Source organism: Pseudomonas sp. QTF5, assembly GCF_000512695.2.
GTDB lineage: Bacteria > Pseudomonadota > Gammaproteobacteria > Pseudomonadales > Pseudomonadaceae > Aquipseudomonas.
In genome coordinates, this window is the sequence record NZ_AZRW02000001.1 from 109825 (window position 1) to 131892 (window position 22068).

Sequence of the window (22068 nt, forward strand, 5' to 3'; positions counted from 1 at the left end):
ACAAGTCTCTTATTTTTATGGATCAGCGGTTGATTTCGGGCATGGCGTTGCCCAGCCCCTCGCAATGCGAGGAGCAGGAGCATTTTTTGGGTGCTGCTGGCGGGTAGTCGTCAGGACGCGGGCGCGTACACCTGCTTGCCAGCGAAGAAAGTCTTCAGGACCTTGGTGTCGAACAGTTCGTCGTCGCTGACCTTGAACACATCACGGTCGAGGATGATCAGATCGGCCTGTTTGCCGGGCGCCAGCGAGCCAATCTGTTGCTCCAGCCGCAGGACTTTGGCGGCATTGAGGGTGTAGGCGTAGAACATGGTCTGGCGATCAATGCTTTCATTGGCATTCAACACACCCAGCGGCCCTTTGCGAGTGCTGGCCTGAGCGATGGCATTCCACGGGTTGGGGCTGGACACCGGCCAGTCACTGCCACCGGCGATGACCGCACCGGCGTTATGCAGAGACCTGGCGGGATACTGATAACCGTAAGCGAACGCGCTGATATACGGTTTGACCAGCTCCACCGTGTAAGACTCGCCGGTGGCCCACAGCAGCTGCATGGAAGCGATCACGCCAAGCTGCTTGAAGCGCGGGAATTCCTTTGGATTGACCAGTTGCAGGTGAGTGATGCTGTGGGCCATCGGTGTCGGGTTGAGCTTGCGCGCGTATTCAACGGCATTGAGTGACTCACGTACGGCACGGTCGCCGACCGCATGCGTGTGCACAATCCAGTCACGCTTCTCCGCCGCGACCACCAATTCACCAAAGTGTGCCGGGTCGATCAGCAACTGACCGTTTTTTTGACTGTTGGTGAACGGAACAATCACCGCTGCCGTCTGCCCTGGAAACTCCAGGACACCGTCAGCGAAGACCTTGATGCCAGGAAAACTCAGGTTGGGCACGCCCTCGAATTTCTTCATCACCTTGGCCAGCACCTCCAGGTCCGCCGGCCGGCTTTTTGGGTTAGCCAGCAGCAGAGCCGCAACGTGGGCATTGAGCTCGCCCTTCTCTGCCAGTTCGCGGTAAAGCGGTAGAACACCGTAACTCTGCTCGGTGGCCTGGAAATCGAACAGCGAATCACCACTTCCGGCATTCGCTGCCGCGTCCATCCAGGCGGTAACGCCATATTGATTATTGACCTTCACTGCCTCGCGGGCAGCCTTCAACATGACCTCGTTGCCGGGCGCGGGAATCTGACTGCGTACCTTGTCCCAGCGCGACTCGGCGAACAAACCATTGGGGGTGAAGTCCGCTGCGTGCCCCACGAAACTGCGGTCCTGTTCCGACAGACCTTTTACCAATGCCGCGTCGATCTTCAGACGCTTGAGCATCGCGTTGTTGGCCCAGCCGGTATGCCCGTCAATCCCGCTGAGAACCACCGGCTGGTCCGCCCAGCGTCCCTGATTGAAGCGCTGACCGAGCTCGCGGCTTTTCTCCCAATAGGCCGAACTCACCCCGGCAATGCTGATCACGTCACCGGCCCGTGCTCGCCCCGCTTCATCCTGCTCGATCACCCATTGCTCGAGTTCGGGCAACGGCTTCACTTCATCCAGCAGGTTGGCCCCCTGGCTGTTGAAGGCCGCAACCACCGGGTGACTATGGGTATCAATCATTCCAGGCATCAATACTTTGCCCGCCAGATCGATTCGTTGCGTCTGGGCATCGGCCAGGGCGTTGATCTCGGCATTGCTGCCCACTTTTAGAATCTTGCCGTCTTGCACCGCCACTGCCTGAACCAGTCCTTGACCGGGTTCGGCGGTAAAGACCTTGCCGTTGAACAGCACAAGATCAGCAGCAGCCATGGCCTGCACCGAGGAAAGGGCCAGGGCTGCGGCCAACAGGTTGGGAATGAATAGTTGCATCGGAACACTCTCTTGTTTTTATTGGGCGATTCGGGAGATGGAAGTGTGTGACAACGCCTTCGGATCAAGTCCAACGAACGGCACCTTGGCCCACACGACCTTGCCGCCGACCATCGTCAGCAGCACCTCGTTTCGGCCCAGCTCATCCTCCGGCACCTGCATGAAGTTCTTGTCCAGCACGATCAAGTCGGCGAACTTTCCAACCTCGACCGAACCGACGACAGCGTCCAGTTTCAGTTGCTCGGCGGCGTTCATGGTGATGGTGCGCAGCACGTCGGTGCGCGACAGCGCCGGGTCGGCATTCAACCTGCCGGCATACTTGGGGCCATAGCTGTGCGGGTTCAGCGGATCGCCTGAACGGGTGACGCCGATCTTCAACGCCAGGAATTCGTCAAGCGGGTCGACGGGCCAGTCGCTGCCATAGGCGACGCGGCCGCCAGCGCGGCTGATGCTGCCGGATGGCTCCATGCGGGCAAAGCGCGCCGCGCCGAGATGTTCATTGGTGCCGTCAATTGTGGACGGTGCCTGCTGGGCCCACTGGAACGACATGTTGGCGGTCACATCGAGCGCCTTGAAACGTGAATAGTCAGCGGGGTCCACCGACTCGGCGTGGGTAATGGCCGGACGAAAACCGTTACCCGGCAGTTGCTGGCGCACGTACTCGATACCGTTCAACGAGTCACGCACCGCTCGGTCCCCGGTGGCGTGAAGGTGCGGGTCGAGGCCGGCCTGCACCGCTTGCAACAGCAACGGATTGAGCACTTGCGGCGGGAAATACAGCTCACCGGCATTCTTGCCAGGCGTCCACTTGGGCGCGGCATCGGTGCCGGCATTACGCAGGTACGGCGTCAACATGGCCCCGGTATCCGCTGGAGCGTTGATGATGCCGTCCATGAACAATTTGACGTGGCGCATGCTCACACCCGGCGCGACTTTGGCTTCGCCCTGGTCGTAGGTATTGGCCAATGCCTTGGCCTCGGCAATGGTTTTCGCCGGGTCTGCAGCGGCGGCGGCAGGGTCGAGTTTGATCGCCAGCAAGGCCCGTGCAGTCAGCTCGCCCGACTGTTGCAGGGTGGTAAACGCTTTGCCATTTTCAGGCCCCGACAAGGCATCGAAGAAACTGGTGATGCCTTGTTGGCGCATGGCATCGAGCGCCGCCCGGGTCTGGTTGAGTTTTTCTGCGTCGCTGGCCGGCGGCACCACGGCGGCCATGGCATCGGCGGCACCGTCTTCGCAGATACCGGTCGGGTTGCCGGCGCTGTCGCGCACGTACTTGCCATCCCCCGGATTGGCCGTGTGCTTGTTGATGCCAGCCACCGCCAGCCCGCGGGAGTTTGTCAGCACGGTATGGAAGTCGGTGGAACGGACCTGAATCGGACGAGTGGTCTTTAGCGCATCCAGCGTCGACTTGTCAGGATCGCCGTCGAGCCCGGTCATGCCCATGCGGTCCCAACTGCCGACTTCAAGCCAGACATCGGGGCCCTTGCCCTTGTCGGCATCCAGACACGCCTGAATGGTTTCCTGGAAAACCTTGCGGGTCATCGTCTGGTATTTCAGGTCGCACAACGTCATGGCGCGACCGCCGTCCCCCGGATGCATGTGCGCATCGACGAAGCCCGGCATCAACATGCGCCCCGCCAGATCGATCAGCTGTGTCTGCGTGCCGATGTACGAAGCAACGCCTTCATCGCTGCCGACATAAACGATCTTCCCGCCCGTGACGGCGATCGCCTGTTGCACGGAATTCTTGCCATCGACGGTGTAGACATAGCCGTTGCGCATCACCATGTCAGCCGGTGTCGAACCCTGTGTCTGACACCCCACCAGCGCCACGCAGGAAAATGCCGTTGTCGACGCAACGGCGATAAACAGCCTGGAAAATTTCAACTGCCTCACCTCTATTTTTATAGTTTTGGAAGTGGCCCGAACAGACGGCCGCAAGCCTCTGATATGCAGGGCATACCCTATAGGGCGCAGGCGTCGGATGGACCTCTACAAATGAGGAGGGGTGAGGCAATTAAATGACAGGGCTCCGAGTTGGTGTAGCGGCGGAACCTGTGGGAGCGGCGGTGCGGCGATCCGACTTGCTCGCGAAGACGGCGGCACAGCCAACATTGATATCGACTGACACGCCGCTGAACTCGATGACGCCTTGCTCGCCATCGGCCAGCTCGATCGGGCGTAAGCCTTTATCAGGTTTTGAAAAGCTCCGCGCCCATGAAGTCGATGAACGCACGCAGCTTCGGCGCCAGGTGCTTGCTCGACGGCCAGAGCATGCGGAAGGTGCCCTGATGATAGTTGTAGTCGTCCAGCACCCTCACCAGTTCGCCGGCAGCGATGGCATCGTGCACCATGAAATCCGGCAGGCAGGCGATTCCAAGGCCATCGCGGGCAACGTGAAACAAAGCCTCGGTGGTGTTGCACACCATCGATGCCAAGAGGACGGGCTCTGCCTCGCCCTCCGGTCTGCGCAAGGGCCATGACTCGAACTTGCCGGTACTCGGGAACTTGTGTTGCAGGCAGGCGTGGTCCTTCAGGTCGGCGGGCACGCGCGGAGTGCCGCGCGCGGCGAAGTACCGGGGCGAGGCAACTAACAACAGCTTGAAGGTGCCCAGTGCACGGGACATCAACCGGGAATCAGTCGGTTCTCCGGTGCGAATGACGGCATCGAATCCGTCCTCGATTACATCGACCAACCGATCCGAGAAATCCACGTCCAGTTCGATAGCGGGGTAGCGGTGCATGAAGGCCGTCAGCGCCGGCATGACCAAGCCACTGGCCAGCGGCAGGCTCACGCGCAGCTTCCCTTGGGGTGCCTGACGAGTTACCAACAACTCAAGCTTGGCCGCCTCGACCTCGCAAAGGATGCGCCGGCAACGCTCCAGGAACAGTGTGCCCTCGGAGGTCAGCGTGATGCTGCGCGTGCTGCGATGGAGGAGGCGCACGCCCAGCCGCTCCTCCAGCCGGGCCACGCTTTTGCCCACGGCGGAAGACGAGATGCCGAGCACGCGCCCGGCCTCCGAAAAGCTGCGGGCTTCGGCCGCCTGCACGAAGAACGCGATGCCGTTGAGAGAGTCCATTCTTCACCGTTCTAAGAAAATTTGTCCGATATGTTCGGAACCTTAGCCCATTTTTCTTAATCGAGCCCGCACTTACGCTGATGGCTGCACAGGTTGGATGCGGCTGTCTTGGCTTTCGAGATACGGCTTTGACGTCTGCCTGCCCCTCTACTGAATCTTTGCGGATGTTTCCCATGACACAAGCCCTGACCGCCACAAGCAGTACCCCCGGACGCGACTGGCTGCAACTGCTTGCCGCCTGCCTTACCGGCATCCTGATCCCGCTGTGCTTCACTGGGCCGGCCGTCGTGCTGCCGTCCATCAGTCAGGAACTAGGCGGGACGGCGCTGCAACTGAACTGGGTGGTCAACGGCTACATCCTGACCTACGGCAGCGCCATGATGGCGGCCGGCAGCCTGACCGACACTTATGGCCGCAAGCGCGTGTGGCTGGTCGGCCTGGCGCTATTCGTACTGATGACGTTCTTAATCCCCCTTGCGCCGACGGTCGGCTGGATCGATGGGCTGCGCCTTGCGCAAGGGCTGGGCGGCGCAGCCGCCTTCGCGGGCGCCATGTCCTCGCTGGCGCAGACCTTCCACGGCCCGATCCGCACACGTGTGTTCAGCCTGCTCGGCACCACGTTTGGCATCGGCCTGGCCTTCGGGCCGCTGGCGGCAGGCTGGCTGGTGGAGGTGGCGGGCTGGCGCTGGGTGTTCCTGGCGACGGCGCTGATCGGGGTGGCCGGTTTCCTGCTGGTATGGGTCAGCGCCACGGAGTCCCGAGACCCAGACTCTACCGGCCTGGACTGGCCCGGCGCCCTCAGCTTCACCGCCGCGCTGACCTTGTTCACCTACGGCATCCTGCTGGCGCCGGAAGAAGGTTGGCGCAGCGCTTCGGTGCTCGGCACGCTGTTGGCCTCAGTCGTACTGTTCATCGCATTCGTACGCATCGAACGCCGCGTCGCGCGCCCGATGCTCGACCTGTCGTTGTTCGGCAGTGGCCGCTTCGTCGGCGTGCAGGTGTTGGCCGCATCGCCGGCCTTCTTCTTTGTCACACTGATCGTGATGCTGCCGGGCCGCTTCATCGGCATCGACGGACTGAGCGCATTGGAAGCGGGCCAAATGATGATCGCCTTGGCAGCGCCGCTGCTGGTCGTGCCGTTCCTTGCCTCGTTGTTGTCGGGCTGGTTCACCTCCGGCTTGCTTTCTGGCGTCGGGTTGCTGCTGGTGGCGGCTGGACTGGTCTGGGTGGGCCAGGTGTTGTCCGGCGGGGCCGGCCCTGCGCTGGTAGCGCCACTGGCGCTGATCGGCGCAGGCATTGGTCTGCCTTGGGGGCTGATGGATGGCATGGCCGTGAGCGTGGTGGAGAAAGAACGTGCAGGCATGGCGACGGGCATTTTCAACTGCGTGCGTGTTTCGGCCGACGGGATTGCCATCGCGGTGGCGGGCGCACTGCTGGCGTTCTTGATTCAGGGCGGGTTGCTCGGCACCTTAGGCACGGCCGATCCAGCCGTTGTGATCGAGGCCGCCAATCGCGCCGCGCTCGGTGATCTGGCGCAGGCCAGTGCCCTTGTCAGCGGAGAGCGCGCCTTGCTGCTGGCGACCTACGACCAGACATTCCGCTGGGTCTTGTACGTCCTGTCGGCATCTTCGGCACTGATTGCGTTGCTGGTGTTCGCCTTGCTGGGTCGATCGCGTGCGCATGAAGAAGTGGGAGCGGCGGCATGAATCCGATTGGGACAGGCTCTCAGCCCCCCGACCGCACACGGCATCGGGCTCGCCCGCAGCACATTCAACACTCACCGAGGAAGCTTGTTTAAAAGACCTCAAAGTTACTTCCTGAAAGCTACAAAACCTTGCGCCGTTGCCTACGGCTGCACCAGAATCCGCCGGCTTGTGCGCCTGGAGCCTCACCGGTAACTTGATTCGCGTCACTGATTCCCAGTGATCGGGTTTAGCAGCCCGGCTAGTCATTCACGGTTGCACATGTCTTATCCAGTCAGGCTTTCGCCTGCACTTGATGGTGGCTGTGCGCATGGCACCTTCGGGTGCGCCGGGTTTTGGGTGACTACCGGTCTGCTAACTTGCGCACAGCTGCCACCCTTTCGTATAGCAGCGAGATGGTTGCGGCTTCACTAGAGGTAAGTCACCATGTTCAAAGCAACGCCCAACCCGCCGGTCACAGACCCGGCATCCCCCTACGAATCTCTCGATTCAAAAAAACTCAACGAGGCCGCCGAACGCGCCCTCAACTTCCACTTCCCGTCGAATGCCGACATCAAAGCCACCGCGCGTACACCCAGCACTATGCTTTCCGTGAACCCAGAAGCCACGGCCGAAACCCTGGCGGTTTTTTTGGTCGAGACGCTAGCCTCGGTCGATGTGATGGTCCATCAGTTGGTGGATCATCTGGAGGGTGAGTCGCGCTACGCCCTGCTGGGCATTTCAAACAGCATCATGGTGGCGGAGATCACGGCGAACCGGGTGCTGGATAAAATTGATCTACCCAAGTAGGTGCAGTCTGCCGTGGTGAGTGGGTCACTGACTTTGGGCTGTGCAGCGATCCCTTTTTTGGGTCCGCTGCGCGGCCCAGCGGGAGCAAGCTCCCTCGCCACAGGTTTCGGGGCGCGTTGTAGGCAAACATCGTTGGATTAGGTCTTTTTTGCCATTTGGCACTATAGTTTATGCCAGATGACAAAGCGGCGGAGGCTGCCATGAGCGCCAAGAAAAAAGATGTTGTAGTCGACGAGGCTGTCAAAGATGCCAGCCGAAAAACAAAGGTTAAACCAAGCGAATCCAATGCTGCCGTAACCGTCTTGAGCAATGGCGAGCGTGCGGTGAAGGTGAAAATGCCGGGTTCGAGTCGCGTGCCCCCAATGGTTGCGGTCTTGCTTTCTGGAAAAAATAGCGATGATCGTATGGAGATTTACAGGGCCGTTAAAAACGGTTTCCCGCTGCAGTCGGTGCTCGACATGATCGAAAACAGCGAGGTGTATAAGCAACGCGGCGTGCTGTCGAAAATCGTTGGTGCATCTGATCGCACGCTAGCACGGAGGTTGAAAACGCCCAATGAAGCGTTGACCGCGGAGCAAAGCACGCGAGCGCTCAACTATGCAGAGGTCTTGGAAAAGGCAACGGATGTGCTGGGTTCGCGTGAGCTTGCCGAGCAGTGGATGGTCAAACCTGCGCGGGGTCTGGATGGTGAAATCCCCATCGACCTGATTTCAAATTCAGTCGGGTATGAGTTGGTGACTGACTTTCTGACGCGCATTGAGTATGGGGTCTATTAATGGCTAAAGACCCTTTGAGCAATGAGATTCACTTCTGGCGCCTTGATCCTGCTGAATATGCCCCCTCCTGGAATTCGGGTATTGGGGCTGAAAAAGTGGGTGGGCGCTGGAACCCTAAAGGTATGGCCACGGTTTATGCAGCCCTGGATGCCTCTACGGCCATCCTTGAAGTTGCGGTGCATAAAGATTTCGATGCGCTGGATTGCAAGCCCCATCGTCTCACGCAGGCCCGTGTGCTGAACCCGTCCAGGATTTATGTGGTGCAGCCCGAAAGCATCGCAAACTCTAATTGGCTGGTACCCGGTACCCCAAGTCGTAGCCAGCAACAGTTCGGTGCGGACCTGTTAAGTGTGTACCCCTTTGTGTTGGTCCCTTCTAGTGTCTCGCCGCATAGCTGGAATATGTTGATGAACCCGCAATTGGCTCATGGGCTGTACGAGTTGGTGTTGCAAGAGCCTTTTGCCCTTGATGGGCGGCTTAATAAGCCTTCGCCATAAAGATGCCTTTGCGGGCAAGCCTCCATGACAGTCAGCCGCGGAACCTGTGGGAGCGGGCTTGCTCGCGAAAGCGGTGGGTCAGGCAACATCAATGTTGACTGTGCCGCCGTCTTCGCGAGCAAGCCCGCTCCCACAGGTTCCGCGGCTTAACTGACTGGCATCGTTGAACGCAGGACAGAACCCAGTTCCACCTTGCTCTTCACGCCCAGTTGCAGGTAGCAGTTGCGCAGGTAGGTGCGCACTGTCGCAGGACTCAACTCCAGGATTTTGGCAATTTCCTTGTAGGAATGGCCGGCGGCAAACAGCATCGCTGCCGTTCGCTCGCGTGGCGCAAGCACCGCTCCGCGCGACTGGGCTTCGAGTGACAGGATAACGTGCTCGGCGTTAGGGCTCAGTGTCAGGGCGCAGCGGCCCAGGCGCATGACGCAGGGTGCTTTTTGCAGTTGCGCGATCACTTGCACGGGAAGCGTTGAACCGTTCCAGCCGGGTAGCTCACGTTCAATGGCTGCACACAGCGTTGCCCCCACGTACAGCAAGCTGCCGTCCATGCGCGCGACGCCAAAGTCCGACGCCCCGTTGCCCGTGTCGAAACGGATCATGTCCTGCACCTGAAATCGCCACAGCTGCAACAGATGGTCGCAGAAGGCCGAAAACAGATCGGCCTCGCTGTCGTTGAAAGCCGAGGCATCAATGCCTCGGTAGAGGCAGACGAAGAACATCAAACCGCTTTCGGGTAACTCGAAAGTGATGCACATCAGGTGGTAGAGGTCGTGGCGCCGGGCGAACGCGTTCACCTCTTCATTGGGGTCGGTGAAGCCGCTGTCGCGCACGACCTCACCAGGTCGACTCATGGTGTCATGGGAGAATTTGTCGTTGCGCGCACACGTGTGCCACTCGGCGGCAAACGATTCGGGCAGATTGATTCGCCCGTGCATCCAGCTTCTGGGCGAAACATCGACGCCTGACGCAGACATCTCGCCCCACCAGGCCGAAGCGAAGGGCACCAGTTGGCTAAAGGCCTGCAAGCCGTCTGTGATAAACCGGGATGCACCGCGATCTCGGGCAAGACGCCCCAGGTGCAATACGCAAAGATTGAATGCCTGCAATGTTGCCATCGACGCCTTGGCGCCGACCTCATCACCCTCCTCCATCGTTCTGATCCTGTTCGCTACATGGCGTATTATTTTTTTGACCATGCCATAGGCGCAGCGATTGCGTCCAGCCCCAGGCTCGCTCGCCACGGGGCTAGCGGTACTTTCAGACTTTGATTTCACTGGCCGGCATCACATCGATCCGCGCCACGGAGCCGGTCAAGTGCGCCAGATCCTTGTTGTGTTCGGCGATGATGTCTTCGGCGCTCATCATGCCGTTGTCGATGGTGGAATGGGCGTCGGCCACCAGCACGACGTCGTAGCCCAATTGATGCGCCTGGCGAACGGTGGCGTTGACGCAGTAGTCGGTTTGCAGGCCGCAGATGATCAGGCGGTCGGCGTCCAGCTCTTGCAGCTGTTCATGCAAGTCGGTCTGGTAGAACGAATCCGGGGTGGTTTTATACACGTGCAGATCTTGGGGTGAAGCCTTCAGGCCGTCGGCCAGTTGCCAGCCTTCGCCACCGTACTGCAGCAGGTCGCCCTCTTCTTCGTGCTGGATCAGGATGACCGGGATGTTGGCGGTCCGGGCTTTGGTGCTGAGGTCGTTGATGGTGTCGATGACGCGCTTGATGTCGAAGCATTCATACTCGCCGGTGCACAGCGCGCGTTGGACATCGATGATCAGGAGTGCGGTGCTCATGGCTTCCTTCCTTAGATAGGTCGGTAGAACGATGGAATTCAACTCCCATTTCGAGCATGTAGCAGCTGTCGAGCCTGCGAGGCTGCGTTCGGCTGCGAAGCAGTCGTAAATTCGGAAATCGCGACCGCTTCGCGCTCGAACGCAGCCTCGCGGGCTCGGCAGCTGCTACGGGGATCGGGGGCCACCCAGGGAGCTGAAGTGGCCGGTGATCGCCTGTTTTAGTAACCGAGTGACAACCCGGTATTACGCCGTGGGTCGTTCGCTCCATAGAAGCGGTTCTTGCCCACTGGCTTGCCTTCCAGCGAAGGCGCACCTACCAGAATAGCTGCGATATGGTTGGGGTCCTGCGGTCCGGCAAATTTGTGCCCCCAACTTTCGAGCATCTTCTTCGTGTCCGGACTGGTGGCGAAGTTCTCCAGGTTGGTTTCTTCCGGCAGCCATTGCTGGTGGAAACGCGGCGCATCCACCGCTTCCTGGATGTTCATGCCGTAGTCGATCACGTTGAGGATGGTCAGCAGAGTTGCAGTGATGATGCGGCTGCCACCGGGAGTGCCGACGACCATGACGACTTTGCCGTCCTTGGTGACGATGGTCGGGCTCATGGACGACAACGGCGCTTTGCCGGGGGCGATGGCGTTGGCTTCGCCCTGCACCAGGCCGTACATGTTCGGCACGCCGATTTTCGAGGTGAAGTCGTCCATTTCATCGTTGAGGATGACCCCGGTTTTGCTCGCCATGACCCCGGCGCCGAACCAGTCGTTGAGGGTGTAGGTCACCGACACCGCGTTGCCCCATTTGTCGACGATCGAGTAATGGGTGGTATTGCTGCCTTCGTGGGGCGCTACGCCGGGTTTGATCTCGCGGGACACGCCGGCCTTCTGCGGATCGATGACTTCGCGGATTTTGGTCGCGTAGTTTTTATCCAGCAAATGGGCGATCGGATTTTTCACGAAGTCCGGGTCGCCGAGGTAGCTGTTGCGGTCCACATACGCGTGGCGCATCGCTTCGATCTGGTAGTGCATCGCCTGAGCCGAGCGGAAGCCCAGGTCTTTCATCGGGTAGCCGTCGAGGATGTTCATGATCTCGCAGATCACCACGCCACCGGAGCTTGGCGGTGGCGCCGAGACCACGTGATAACCACGGTAATCGCACTCGATCGGCGCCAGTTCGCGGGTCTGGTATTTGTCGAGGTCGGCCTGGGTGATGATGCCCTTGTTGGCCTGACTGGAGGTGACGATGGCGTCGGCCACCCAGCCCTTATAGAAACCGTCGGCGCCCTTCTCGGAAATTTCCCGCAGGGTTTTGCTCAAGTCTTTTTGTACGAGTTTCTGGCCGACCTGCATCGGCTCGCCATTGCTCAGGAAGATCGAGCCCGAGTCGCGCATGTCTTTCTTGAAGACGTCGGTGGCGTACTCCAGCAAGTCGACATCGCCCTGCTCCAGCACAAAACCGTCTTCGGCAAGCTTGATCGCCGGGGCGATCACTTCATTGCGGGGTTTGGTACCGTATTTCTTCAGGGCCAGTTCCATGCCCGAGACGGTGCCCGGCACGCCAACGGCAAGATGGCCGCGGGTGCTCAGGTCCGGGACGACGTTGCCCGCTTTGTCGAGGTACATGTCGGCGGTGGCGGCCAGCGGGGCTTTTTCACGGAAATCGAGGAAGGTCTTGCGCCCGTCCGCCAATTGAATCGTCATGAAACCGCCGCCGCCCAGGTTGCCCGCCGCGGGGTACACCACCGCCAGCGCATAACCCACCGCAACGGCGGCATCGACGGCGTTGCCGCCATTCTTGAGCACATCGACGCCGACATGGCTGGCCAGATGCTGGGCGGTGACGACCATGCCGTTTTCGGCTGCGACCGGGGCGACGGAGGCCGCGTGGGCCGTCAGGCAGCTCAGCGCCAATGTGGTTGCCATGAGCGATTTGGTAAAAGGTTCGAACTTCATGAGTCGGTCTCTTTTTGTTTTTAGGCTCTGTCAAAAACAGAGGGAACGGTTCAAGAGCAGTAGGCAAGTATGGCTGGGATTGCGTATTGCGCCTCCCCGACGAGGCAGTATGCTGGGGCCCCTGTTCAGCACTTTTTCGGAGTCCGCCGGCATGTCCTACACCTTCACCACCCTGGCGTCTCCGGTTGGCGAATTGAAACTGGTGGCGAAAGGCGCGCGACTGGCGGCCATCCTCTGGGAAAACGACAAACCGGGCCGGGTAAGGCTGGGGCCGATGACTGAAGCGGCAGACAACCCGATCCTGATGCGCACCGCCCAGCAGTTGCAGGAATACTTTGCCGGCACGCGTAACCGTTTCGAACTGGAGCTGGATTTTGCCGGGACGGAGTTTCAGCAGAAGGTGTGGCAGGCGTTACTGACCATTCCGTTTGGCGAAACGCGCAGCTACAGCGAGATTGCCCGGCAAATCGGCAATCCCGGCGCGGTTCGGGCGGTGGGTGCGGCTAATGGCAAGAATCCGATTTCGATTGTCGCGCCGTGTCATCGGGTGATTGGTGCGTCGGGGAAACTGACAGGGTTTGCCGGTGGGCTTGAGGCGAAAGAGCGGTTGCTGACGCTGGAGGGATACGAGTGCCGCGGGGCCGGCAGCATGGATGATTTATTTATCTAACGGCCCCTACAAAAAGACAGGGAACATCTCACAGGAAATTGCCTAAATCGCCGCCCGCAATTCCCTTGGCGACAAGCCGTAGTGTGAGCGAAAGCGCACTGCAAAACGTGAGGCCGAGGCGTAACCGCTGGCACCGGCAATTTCACCGATGGGGCGAGAAGTGGTTTGTAACCATTGCAGCGCCGTAGCCAGTCGAACACTTTCCAGAATATTCCTGAAACTGTCCCCTTCATTGGCCAGTTGGCGACGCAAAGTCGACTCGCCAAGGTTCAGGTGTTGTGCAACGTGCGCAACAGTCCAGTCTCGCTCCGGGCTGCTCATCACCAACTGCTGCACCCGTTCGCACAGTGGATCATTGCGATCCATCAGCAGCGGTCCAGCCTGGCCGCCGAGGCACAGGCTCAGAAGAACCGCTTCCCCATAGTGGGTGCGTAATGCATCTGGAGCATCCGCATTGATGGAAGCCAATAACTGATCCCATGCCTGCGTCGTATGCCTATCCAGAGGAACACATAGATCTGTCTTCAGGGCACGGCGATGGCTCATGATCTGCTGGCCATATCGGCTGCTGAAATTACGCAGAGTAGAACCGGGAAAGGTCACCACATCGGCCATGTAGTGACCCTGAACGCCGGGGAAATTTGAGATGCCCAGCTCGCGCCCGGCTGGCATCAGAATCAGATGTTGCGGCCCGGCACGCATCTGCCGGTCATCCCATTGCAGCAGCTTTTCCCCCTGCCGAACTCGACACAAGGCAGTAGCGAATATCGGCACCCGTTGCAAGGTATGAGGCTGGCGCGCCCGTATGACACAAGCATCGATAATATTTTCCCGGTGCTGTATGCCGACACAAGGGCGCATCGTTCTTAACGTCCGTAAGTTGAAGTAATGGTCGCTTTGGCCAAGGCGTTGGCATTAAGCATATAGCCCACCAAGGCTCCGCTGGCCTGGTTGTCGAGTGGCAGCTTATCGACTTTCAACGCCCATACGGTGAATTGATAGCGATGCGGCTTATCCCCTACAGGAGGGCAAGCGCCGCCAAATCCCGGTTGGCCATAATCGGTTCGCCCTTGTACGGCACCGGCAGGCAGGTTCGAGCCGACCCCTCTTGGCAAACTGCTGGTTGAAGCGGGTAAGTTGACCACCGTCCAATGCCACCAGCCGCTGCCGGTCGGCGCATCAGGATCGTAGACCGTGATCGCGTAACTTTTGGTGCCCGCCGGGGCGTTTCGCCAGGAAAGTTCGGGGGAAGTATTACCCCCTTCGCAACCGAATCCCTGGAACACCTCGCGACTGGTCAGCGGGCGGTTTTCAGCAATATCCTGGCTCGTCAGCGAGAAGTCGGCAGCGTGTCCCGTGAGGACGACCCCCATGGACAATGCGGATAGGATTATTCTGATGTTCATCGTGACCTAATCTGAGTGTTGGCGTGAGGCACGAGTTTAGAGAGAGCAAAGGCGGGTTACTGTGCCGAAATGCTCGACCATTGTGCCTGAACGCTCTCTCGAATCAGATGAACTCAATTGTAAAACCGCACCGGCTCAAACCGCTTCGAAGATGTTTTTCATCGCCGCATACTGCAACAGCATGATGGTCTTGGCATCGCAGATCTCCCCACGATAAAACGCCGCCAGCGCGTCGTCGAACTTCCACTCCAGCACTTCCAGTTCTTCGGTTTCTTCCTCCAGCCCGCCGCCATCGCTGACTTTCGAAGAGGCGTCGTACTCGGCCATGAAGAAATGCAGCTTTTCAGTGACTGAGCCTGGGCTCATGTAGGCTTCGAAAACCTTCTGCACATGGTGGACGCGATAGCCGGTTTCTTCCTCCGCTTCGCCGCGAATGCGCTCTTCGGGTGCCGCCCCTTCGAGTAGCCCCGCCGCCACTTCAATCAGCAAACCGTCATGGCCGTTGACGAAAACCGGTAACCGGAACTGACGTGTCAGCACCACGGTTCTCTTTTCACGGTTGAACAACAGAATCGCCGCGCCATTGCCTCGGTCGTAGACCTCGCGGGTCTGGCGTTGCCATTCGCCATTGTTGCGTTGGTAATCGAAGGTGATTTTCTTGAGCAGGTACCAGTCGTGGGACAACACCTGAGACTCGATGATGTTGACCCGCTCGGCTGTGTTCGACATGACAACGCATCCTTTTTTCGTCAGAAGATGCACATATTAGACGAAAATGCCGTCACGCAAGCTGAGCCTTGTATTCCTTCTCATATTGCCTGGCCAGCGTCTCTTTCTGTTTGTCGTCGAGCAGCTTGCCGGCCATCTGGAAGAACTTCTGCTCTTCTTCCTCAAGGTGGTGATGCACCTTCTCCGAGAGCTTCTTCGCGGTCGCCAACCAGGCCGGACTGGACATCTCGGTCTCATCCAGCGCTTCCATCATCTCGTCCATTTCGTGGTGTTCGGAGATGGCGTGGCGGCTAAGATCCACGCCGTTGTCGAACTCCATCAGCGGCATGTAGAAATGGCGTTCTTCAGCGGTTGCGTGGGCCTGAAGCTCGGATTTGAGCCGTTTGTAAGCCTCGACCCGTTCCGGGGTGTCGCCGCTGGTCTGGATCAGTGCATCGGCGTAGGTGCGTTGGCGGTCATGGCTTTCACGCAAGGCTTCGAAAATATTCACAGGGTGTCCTCATAGACTGCGTTCTGTAATGACGCTCTTTGAGGCTAGACCTCTGTGGGCTGGCGACGTTCCAGCGCAGGGGCTGGAACAACGACCGCTGGCCGCGATAGGCTTGGGAATGTTGCCCCCCCAATGGCCATAAGGAAGTAGCTGATGACCCTGCGAATCGAATTGTCGAAAAATGCCACCCAAGAAGAACGCGAAGCGATCCTCACGCCGCTGCGCGCCTACAACGCGTCAAAGGCTGGAACCACGGTGTCAGAGCAGATTGCTTTGCTGGTGCGCAACGACAGCGACGAGATTCTCGGCGGGCTTTATGGCCGAGTGTTTTACCGGTGGTTTTTCATTGAATTGTTGTCGGTGCCGGAGCTGGCCCGGGGGCAAGGGATGGGCTCGAAACTGATGCAGATGGCCGAAGACCTGGCGCGGGAGAAGGAATGCGTGGGGATCTGGCTGGACACCTTCGACTTCCAGGCGCCGGAGTTTTACAAGAAGCATGGTTATAGCGAGTTGGGGCACATTGCCGATTACCCGCCGGGCCACAAGCGCTTCTTTTTCCAGAAGCGCCTCATTAACACTGATTAAGACGCGCAACCTGTGGGAGCGGGCTTGCTCGCGAAGCTTTTGGCGCCCCTGAAGGCCCCTTCGCGAGCAAGTCGGATCGCCGCACCGCCGCTCCCACATTGGAATGGCGTCGGCCGATCGTCTGGGGATTGAAGCTAAAACTGTAGACTGCTCAGAGGCAGGTAGCCGACGCCGCCAATCGGCGCTTGGCGACAAAATCATCATGCTGCGCGTAATAGCTCAATGCTGTACCCGAGGCGTCGGTGGTCACGTCCACGAAGGACTCGGCCGAACGGGTGTAGACCGTCGAGCCGCCCTTCTTGCCCGGCTGCAAATACGCGCCCGCATCGACGCCGAACACCGCTTCGTCCTGCCAGGCAAATTGCACGCACTGGGCGACGACTTTTTCCGGTTTGTCCGAGGTCAGGGTTTTGTACGGGGTTTTGCTGCGGGCGTCATTCATCGCCGATCCGGCGCAGCCCGCCAGCAAGGTTGCGGTCAGCGCCACCATCAGAATTCGCATTGCGTTCGCTCATCAAGAAAAAGCGGACTGTATCACCGCGGCGCGGCGTATCGTTCTGCTTTACTTCATTTATACCGCGACACCGCGCAGCGATTCGCGCACCCTGTCGCGCCATTAACGCCGCATCGCCCATTATTCAGGGCGCATTTTTCTGGAAAGGTCATGACACCCAACGCCGAATACTACAAACCGACCGCTGAATATGCCGACAAGCTGATTAGCCAGATCGGTCAGACACCTTCCTGGATCGCCAAGCGAATTGGCGTCACCGACAAGCGGATTCGTTACATTCTCGATGGCGAAAGAACCGTCAAAGGCGAAACCACGCCGATCCAGATGACCTACCCCGAGCAGTTTGCTCTGGAGTGTCTGGCCGCGGCCGCCAAGGCGAGCAAAAAGCAGTCTTCTAAGGAGTGACCATGGCGGCAACCGAACAGCAACACGAGCAGGCGCTGAAAAAGTTTCTCGATGAGCGTCCTGAACTGCGCATCGAACTGGATAACCTGAATCCACTGTTGGCCCAGGCCAAGGGCGAAACAGTGGCGCAGTACCGCGACGAGCGCTTGCATGAAGCGTTCGAAGCCGAGGCTGAGCGCCTGGGTCTGTTTGCCTGGGAGCTGACGCTGCAACTCACTGCCGCCACGCCTGAGGATTACCTGGCCCAACGCCTGGAGGTGCATAAGGAAGTCGCGGAGATGGCCGGGATGGACTGGCTGGAGTATTGCGAGTTATATGGGTTAACCAAATAATCATCGCCGCTCGAGGAAGCTTTCGCCGATGCTGCCTTCGCCCTCAAGTACCCGGGCCACGCCGGGCCATTTGCATACCCATAAATGGCGCGGGCGCATCGGCCTGTCGCTGGTCGCCAGTTTGTCGGTGCTCGCCGGCATGACCGATGCCATTGGCTTTATGGCCAGTGGCGACTTCGTGTCCTTCATGAGCGGTAACACCACCCGCCTGGCCGTGGCGATCAGCGATGGCGACCTCGGGCTGACCCTGCGCCTGGTAATCCTCGTGGCCACATTTGTCGCTGGCAACGCTTTGGGCATTATCGTCAGCCGTTTCGGTGGCCGTCGGGCGTTGCCGTTGCTGCTGTGCATCGCCACCCTGCTCTGCGGTGCTGCGGCGTGGCCTTTCGAGACGCAATTGCCGGCGTTGCTGGCGGCGATCATCGCCATGGGCATGCTCAATGCCGCCGTGGAAGAGGTGAATGGACTGCCGGTCGGGCTGACTTACGTCACTGGTGCTTTGTCGCGGTTCGGCCGTGGGCTCGGGCGGTGGATGCTTGGCGAGCGGCGCAACGGTTGGCGGGTGCAGTTGATCCCGTGGGCCGGGATGTTTGCCGGCGCGGTGCTTGGTGCCGTCCTGGAACATCATCTTGGGCTCAAGGCGCTGTTTGCCAGCGGGCTGCTGGCCGGAGTGCTGGGGTTGCTGTCGCTGAAGATTCCGCGGCGTTGGCAGTTGGGGTATATGCCGCGCTGAATCTTGCATTGAGTTTTCGGGCCTCATCGCGGGCAAGCCCGCTCCCACAAAGATTTGTGTGATGCCCAAAGATTGCAGCTTCGCTACATAACCTGTGGGAGCGGGCTTGCCCGCGATGGCAGCGACTCGGTCTACGAGTAAACGTCCTTCGCCGCCCCGCCGATAAAGCTTTATCATGGCCGCAGTTTTGCTGATCGAGTCCGTCATGAAATTCGCCATTGCGCTGTTTTCCGCCGCTCATGCGCCCTCCTCGCGCCGTGCCTTGCTGTTCGCCCAGGCTGCGCTGGCCGGCGGACATGAGATTGTCCGGCTGTTTTTCTATCAGGATGGCGTCTACAACGCGTCCGGCAGCGTGGTCACGCCTCAGGATGAGCAGGACTTGCCCAAGCAGTGGCGCAACTTTGTCACCGAGCATCAACTCGATGGCGTGGTCTGCATCGCCGCCGCCCTGCGCCGTGGAGTTTTGAATGAAGAAGAAGCCCAGCGCTATCAGCGTGAAGCGGTAGCGGTGGGTACGCCGTGGGAATTGTCCGGCCTCGGCCAGCTGCATGACGCGGTACAGGACGCTGACCGCTTGATCTGTTTCGGAGGCGCGTGAGATGGCTAAATCCTTGCTGATTATCAGCCGTCAGGCGCCGTGGTCCGGGCCTAATGCACGGGAAGCGCTGGACATCGTGCTGGCCGGCGGTGCCTTCGATCTGCCGATTGGCCTGCTGTTTCTCGATGACGGCGTATTCCAGCTCGCCGCGAAACAGGACGCCAAAGCGCTGCAACAGAAAGACCTGAGCGCCAACCTGCAAGCCTTGCCGATGTTTGGTGTCGAAGACCTGTTCGTGTGCGGTGAAAGCGCCGCGGCCCGTGGTCTGGACCCAAAAGATCTGTCGCTTGAAGAAGCCCAGGTACTGGCCGCCCAGGAAATCACCGCCCTTATTGACCGTTACGACCAGGTGATCACCCTCTGATGTCGACTTTGCATGTGTTGTCTCATTCCCCTTTCGGCGACGACCGCCTGAGCAGTTGCCTGCGCGTGATCGGCGCCAACGATGCGCTGCTGCTGAGTGGCGATGCGGCTTATGCCTTGCAGCCAGGCACCGCACCATTCAGCACGCTGCACGCCCGCAAGCTGAAACTGTTCGTGCTGGCCGAAGATGCTCAAGCTCGGGCTCTGCAAGTCCCGGATTGGGCCAAGGCCATCGATTACCCGGCCTTCGTCGAGCTGTCGATTCACTACGACAAGGTCAACAGTTGGCTATGAAATCCCTGACGGTCGGCGCCCGCGCCATTGAACTGGACAAGGACGGTTTCCTGGTCGAACTGAGTGACTGGTCTGCCGAGGTGGCCGCCGCCCTCGCCGCTGCCGAAGACATCGAGTTGAGCCCGGATCACTGGGAGATCCTCGAACTGCTGCGCAGTTTCTACGACGAATTCCAGCTGTCCCCGGCGACCCGCCCGCTGATCAAGTACACCGCATTGAAACTCGGCCCCGACAAGGGCAACAGCCTGCACCTGAACCGACTGTTCAAAGGCACCCCTGCCAAACTCGCCGCGAAACTGGCGGGCCTGCCCAAACCGACGAATTGCTTATGACCGACTATCCAGCACTGACCCTCGAAACACCCGCCGAGCACCCGTTCGCCCAATTCGTGCGGATCCTTGGCAAAGGTAAACGCGGTGCCCGCGACCTGACTCGCGAAGAGGCCCGCCAAGCCATGGGCATGGTGCTCGATGAAAAGGTCGAAGACACCCAGCTCGGCGCGTTCCTGATGCTGTTGCGGCACAAGGAAGAAAGCGCCGAGGAAATGGCCGGATTCACCGAAGCCTTGCGTGAGCGCCTGAATCCACCGGCGCTGGCGGTCGATCTGGACTGGCCGACGTATGCGGGCAAGAAGCGTCATCTGCCGTGGTATTTGCTGGCGGCCAAGTGCCTGGCGCAGAACGGCGTGCGCATCTTCATGCATGGCGGCGGCGCGCACACGGCCGGTCGGCTGTACAGCGAACAACTGCTCGAGACGCTGAACATTCCACTCTGCCGCAACTGGCAGCAGGTCGGCGCGGCGCTCGATCAGGGCGGTCTGGCGTTCATGCCATTGGTGGACTGGGCCCCGCAACTTCAACGAATGATCGACCTGCGCAACACCTTGGGCCTGCGCTCGCCGATCCATTCCCTGGCACGGATTCTCAATCCGCTGGGCGCTCGCTGCGGTCTGCAAAGCATTTTCCACCCTGGCTACCAGGCTGTGCATCGCGATGCCAGCGGCTTGCTGGGCGATACCTCCATCGTTATCAAGGGCGATGGCGGCGAGATTGAAATCAATCCGGATGCCGACAGTCACTTGTATGGCACCACCGGCGGCGAAAGCTGGGATGAAGAATGGCCACAGCTGTCGGCCCAGCGCCACGTCAAACCGGCCAGCCTCGATCCCGAGCATTTGAAAGCGGTGTGGCGTGGCGACGTGGTCGACAGCTATCCGCAAATGGCACTGATCTCGACCATGGCCCTGGCGTTGCGCGGCCTCGGCCAAACCCGCGAGCAAGCGTTCGAAACCGCCCAGCAATATTGGGATGCGCGGGATAGATCGATTTAACCGATCATAACTGCCCAACCTTTGCGCTTTTTGTTCGAACCTATGCGCATAGACTCCTCTCCAACGCTTATCGGTTGAGGAGTTTTGAACATGGGTTTGTTAGTCGAAGGCCGCTGGCAAGATCAGTGGTATGAAAGCAAGGACGGCACGTTTCAGCGTGAACAGGCGCAGCGTCGCAACTGGCTGACCGCCGACGGCAAGCCAGGCCCGACCGGCGTCGGTGGTTTTGCCGCCGAGGCTGGTCGTTATCACCTCTACGTATCCCTCGCCTGCCCGTGGGCTCATCGCACGCTGATCCTGCGTAAGCTCAAAGGGTTGGAAAACCTGATCGAGGTGTCGGTGGTCAGTTGGTTGATGCTGGAAAACGGCTGGACCTTCGATAAAAACCTGGGCTCAACCGGTGACAAGCTTGATCACTTCAATTTCATGCACCAGCGCTACACCGCCGATACCGCCGACTACACCGGCCGCGTCACTGTACCGGTGCTCTGGGACAAGCAGACGAATCGCATCGTCAACAATGAATCGGCGGAGATCATCCGCATGTTCAACAGTGCTTTTGATGAGTTGACCGGCAATGACCTGGATTTCTACCCGGCGCCATTGCGAGCCGAGATCGATGCGCTGAACGAGCGGATCTATCCAGCGGTGAATAACGGCGTCTATCGCGCCGGGTTTGCCACATCGCAGCAGGCTTATGAAGAAGCGTTCGATGAGTTGTTCGGTGAGCTGGATCGGCTGGAACAATTGCTGGGCGCGAATCGTTATCTGACGGGTGAATACCTGACGGAAGCGGATATTCGGCTGTTCACTACGATGATTCGTTTCGATGCGGTGTACTTCGGGCACTTCAAATGCAATCTGCGGCGGATTGCCGATTATCCGAATCTGTCGAACTGGCTACGAGAGATTTATCAGTGGCCGGGGATTGCCGAGACGGTGAGTTTTGAGCACATCAAGAATCACTACTATGGCAGCCACAAGACCATCAATCCGACCGGGATCGTGCCTAAAGGGCCGGCGCAGGATTTCACTGCAGCTCATGATCGGGCGCGGTTGAATGGGAAAGGTGTTTGGCGTAAAGCTGAGGTCTGATCTGAGCATGGGGGTGGTTTTGAGGGCCTCTTCGCGAGCAAGCCCGCTCCCACATTTGATCTGTGTCTGGCCATGAATCTGTGGCTGAA

General features: G+C 59.5%; 26 protein-coding genes. 15 read left to right on the top strand and 11 right to left on the bottom strand.

Translation table 11 applies throughout. The features are described from left to right. Positions 1 to 110 precede the first annotated feature (110 nt). The 3 genes from IC37_RS00600 to IC37_RS00610 form a co-directional block, all read right to left on the bottom strand. Positions 111 to 1853 (bottom strand): amidohydrolase, encoded by a 1743-nt coding sequence (locus IC37_RS00600; protein ID WP_030130966.1) that lies wholly within the window; start codon positions 1851 to 1853, stop codon positions 111 to 113. An 18-nt stretch (positions 1854 to 1871) separates the two neighbouring features. Then, positions 1872 to 3740 carry an amidohydrolase gene (locus IC37_RS00605; protein WP_030130965.1) on the bottom strand — a complete coding sequence of 623 codons (1869 nt, stop codon included), beginning with the start codon at positions 3738 to 3740 and terminating at the stop codon, positions 1872 to 1874. Between the two features lie 305 nt (positions 3741 to 4045). Beyond that, complete coding sequence (locus tag IC37_RS00610) at positions 4046 to 4933, bottom strand: LysR family transcriptional regulator (protein WP_030130964.1); 888 nt, start codon at positions 4931 to 4933, stop codon at positions 4046 to 4048. A gap of 173 nt (positions 4934 to 5106) precedes the next feature. Between IC37_RS00610 and IC37_RS00615 the strand changes: the two genes are divergently transcribed. The 4 genes from IC37_RS00615 (at position 5107) to IC37_RS00630 (ending at position 8698) form a co-directional block, all read left to right on the top strand. Then, positions 5107 to 6639 carry an MFS transporter gene (locus IC37_RS00615; RefSeq protein ID WP_030130963.1) on the top strand — a complete coding sequence of 511 codons (1533 nt, stop codon included), beginning with the start codon at positions 5107 to 5109 and terminating at the stop codon, positions 6637 to 6639. A 423-nt stretch (positions 6640 to 7062) separates the two neighbouring features. Further along, positions 7063 to 7425: a DUF6124 family protein gene (locus tag IC37_RS00620; protein ID WP_030130962.1), complete on the top strand. Its 363-nt coding sequence runs from the start codon at positions 7063 to 7065 to the stop codon at positions 7423 to 7425. 200 nt (positions 7426 to 7625) lie between these two features. Continuing rightward, on the top strand, positions 7626 to 8201 hold the full coding sequence (locus IC37_RS00625; RefSeq protein ID WP_030130961.1) for an antitoxin Xre/MbcA/ParS toxin-binding domain-containing protein: 576 nt from the start codon (positions 7626 to 7628) through the stop codon (positions 8199 to 8201). Next, positions 8201 to 8698, top strand: a complete 498-nt coding sequence (locus IC37_RS00630; RefSeq protein WP_030130960.1) for an RES family NAD+ phosphorylase — start codon at positions 8201 to 8203, stop codon at positions 8696 to 8698. Before IC37_RS00625 ends, IC37_RS00630 begins: the two co-directional genes overlap by 1 nt. 146 nt (positions 8699 to 8844) lie before the next feature. Here the strand turns inward: IC37_RS00630 and IC37_RS00635 are convergent, their stop codons facing one another. The 3 genes from IC37_RS00635 to ggt form a co-directional block, all read right to left on the bottom strand. Next, complete coding sequence (locus IC37_RS00635; RefSeq protein ID WP_030130959.1) at positions 8845 to 9849, bottom strand: helix-turn-helix transcriptional regulator; 1005 nt, start codon at positions 9847 to 9849, stop codon at positions 8845 to 8847. Between the two features lie 106 nt (positions 9850 to 9955). Next, complete coding sequence (locus IC37_RS00640; protein WP_030130958.1) at positions 9956 to 10489, bottom strand: cysteine hydrolase family protein; 534 nt, start codon at positions 10487 to 10489, stop codon at positions 9956 to 9958. A gap of 218 nt (positions 10490 to 10707) precedes the next feature. Further along, on the bottom strand, positions 10708 to 12435 hold the full coding sequence (gene ggt, locus IC37_RS00645; RefSeq protein ID WP_030130957.1) for a gamma-glutamyltransferase: 1728 nt from the start codon (positions 12433 to 12435) through the stop codon (positions 10708 to 10710). Positions 12436 to 12586: 151 nt separating this feature from the next. Between ggt and IC37_RS00650 the strand changes: the two genes are divergently transcribed. After that, the gene (locus tag IC37_RS00650; protein ID WP_030130956.1) at positions 12587 to 13105 is read left to right on the top strand and encodes a methylated-DNA--[protein]-cysteine S-methyltransferase; all 519 of its coding nucleotides are present in this window, start codon (positions 12587 to 12589) and stop codon (positions 13103 to 13105) included. 42 nt (positions 13106 to 13147) lie between these two features. On the opposite strand, the gene IC37_RS00655 is transcribed toward IC37_RS00650, so the two are convergent. The 4 genes from IC37_RS00655 to IC37_RS00670 form a co-directional block, all read right to left on the bottom strand. Beyond that, a complete protein-coding gene (locus tag IC37_RS00655) occupies positions 13148 to 13966 on the bottom strand; it encodes a helix-turn-helix transcriptional regulator (RefSeq protein WP_030130955.1) in 819 nt (272 codons plus the stop codon). A 5-nt stretch (positions 13967 to 13971) separates the two neighbouring features. After that, the gene (locus tag IC37_RS00660) at positions 13972 to 14511 is read right to left on the bottom strand and encodes a kinase inhibitor (RefSeq protein WP_030130954.1); all 540 of its coding nucleotides are present in this window, start codon (positions 14509 to 14511) and stop codon (positions 13972 to 13974) included. A 135-nt stretch (positions 14512 to 14646) separates the two neighbouring features. Further along, the gene (locus IC37_RS00665) at positions 14647 to 15240 is read right to left on the bottom strand and encodes an NUDIX domain-containing protein (protein ID WP_030130953.1); all 594 of its coding nucleotides are present in this window, start codon (positions 15238 to 15240) and stop codon (positions 14647 to 14649) included. A gap of 52 nt (positions 15241 to 15292) precedes the next feature. Further along, on the bottom strand, positions 15293 to 15730 hold the full coding sequence (locus tag IC37_RS00670; protein WP_030130952.1) for a hemerythrin domain-containing protein: 438 nt from the start codon (positions 15728 to 15730) through the stop codon (positions 15293 to 15295). Positions 15731 to 15883: 153 nt separating this feature from the next. On the opposite strand from IC37_RS00670, the gene IC37_RS00675 reads away from it, so the two are divergent. Continuing rightward, on the top strand, positions 15884 to 16315 hold the full coding sequence (locus IC37_RS00675) for a GNAT family N-acetyltransferase (protein ID WP_030130951.1): 432 nt from the start codon (positions 15884 to 15886) through the stop codon (positions 16313 to 16315). Between the two features lie 151 nt (positions 16316 to 16466). Here IC37_RS00675 and IC37_RS00680 read toward each other — a convergent pair whose 3' ends face one another. Then, the gene (locus IC37_RS00680) at positions 16467 to 16817 is read right to left on the bottom strand and encodes a hypothetical protein (protein WP_030130950.1); all 351 of its coding nucleotides are present in this window, start codon (positions 16815 to 16817) and stop codon (positions 16467 to 16469) included. A gap of 162 nt (positions 16818 to 16979) precedes the next feature. On the opposite strand from IC37_RS00680, the gene IC37_RS00690 reads away from it, so the two are divergent. From IC37_RS00690 to IC37_RS00730, 9 genes are all read left to right on the top strand, one after another. Continuing rightward, positions 16980 to 17234: a hypothetical protein gene (locus IC37_RS00690; RefSeq protein ID WP_008008546.1), complete on the top strand. Its 255-nt coding sequence runs from the start codon at positions 16980 to 16982 to the stop codon at positions 17232 to 17234. 2 nt (positions 17235 to 17236) lie between these two features. Then, positions 17237 to 17566 (top strand): DUF6388 family protein, encoded by a 330-nt coding sequence (locus tag IC37_RS00695; protein ID WP_030130949.1) that lies wholly within the window; start codon positions 17237 to 17239, stop codon positions 17564 to 17566. A gap of 28 nt (positions 17567 to 17594) precedes the next feature. Continuing rightward, complete coding sequence (locus tag IC37_RS00700) at positions 17595 to 18299, top strand: YoaK family protein (protein ID WP_030130948.1); 705 nt, start codon at positions 17595 to 17597, stop codon at positions 18297 to 18299. A 205-nt stretch (positions 18300 to 18504) separates the two neighbouring features. Next, positions 18505 to 18897: a sulfurtransferase complex subunit TusD gene (tusD, locus tag IC37_RS00705; RefSeq protein WP_030130947.1), complete on the top strand. Its 393-nt coding sequence runs from the start codon at positions 18505 to 18507 to the stop codon at positions 18895 to 18897. 1 nt (position 18898) lies between these two features. Further along, positions 18899 to 19261 carry a sulfurtransferase complex subunit TusC gene (gene tusC, locus IC37_RS00710; protein ID WP_030130946.1) on the top strand — a complete coding sequence of 121 codons (363 nt, stop codon included), beginning with the start codon at positions 18899 to 18901 and terminating at the stop codon, positions 19259 to 19261. Then, positions 19261 to 19554: a sulfurtransferase complex subunit TusB gene (gene tusB, locus IC37_RS00715; protein WP_030130945.1), complete on the top strand. Its 294-nt coding sequence runs from the start codon at positions 19261 to 19263 to the stop codon at positions 19552 to 19554. The genes tusC and tusB overlap by 1 nt, the downstream gene beginning before the upstream one ends. Further along, a complete protein-coding gene (locus IC37_RS00720; protein WP_030130944.1) occupies positions 19551 to 19886 on the top strand; it encodes a TusE/DsrC/DsvC family sulfur relay protein in 336 nt (111 codons plus the stop codon). The genes tusB and IC37_RS00720 overlap by 4 nt, the downstream gene beginning before the upstream one ends. After that, entirely contained in the window at positions 19883 to 20884 is a 1002-nt protein-coding gene (locus IC37_RS00725; protein WP_030130943.1) for a glycosyl transferase family protein, read from the top strand. Before IC37_RS00720 ends, IC37_RS00725 begins: the two co-directional genes overlap by 4 nt. 90 nt (positions 20885 to 20974) lie before the next feature. Then, the gene (locus IC37_RS00730) at positions 20975 to 21979 is read left to right on the top strand and encodes a glutathione S-transferase family protein (RefSeq protein ID WP_030130942.1); all 1005 of its coding nucleotides are present in this window, start codon (positions 20975 to 20977) and stop codon (positions 21977 to 21979) included. Positions 21980 to 22068: the final 89 nt, after the last annotated feature.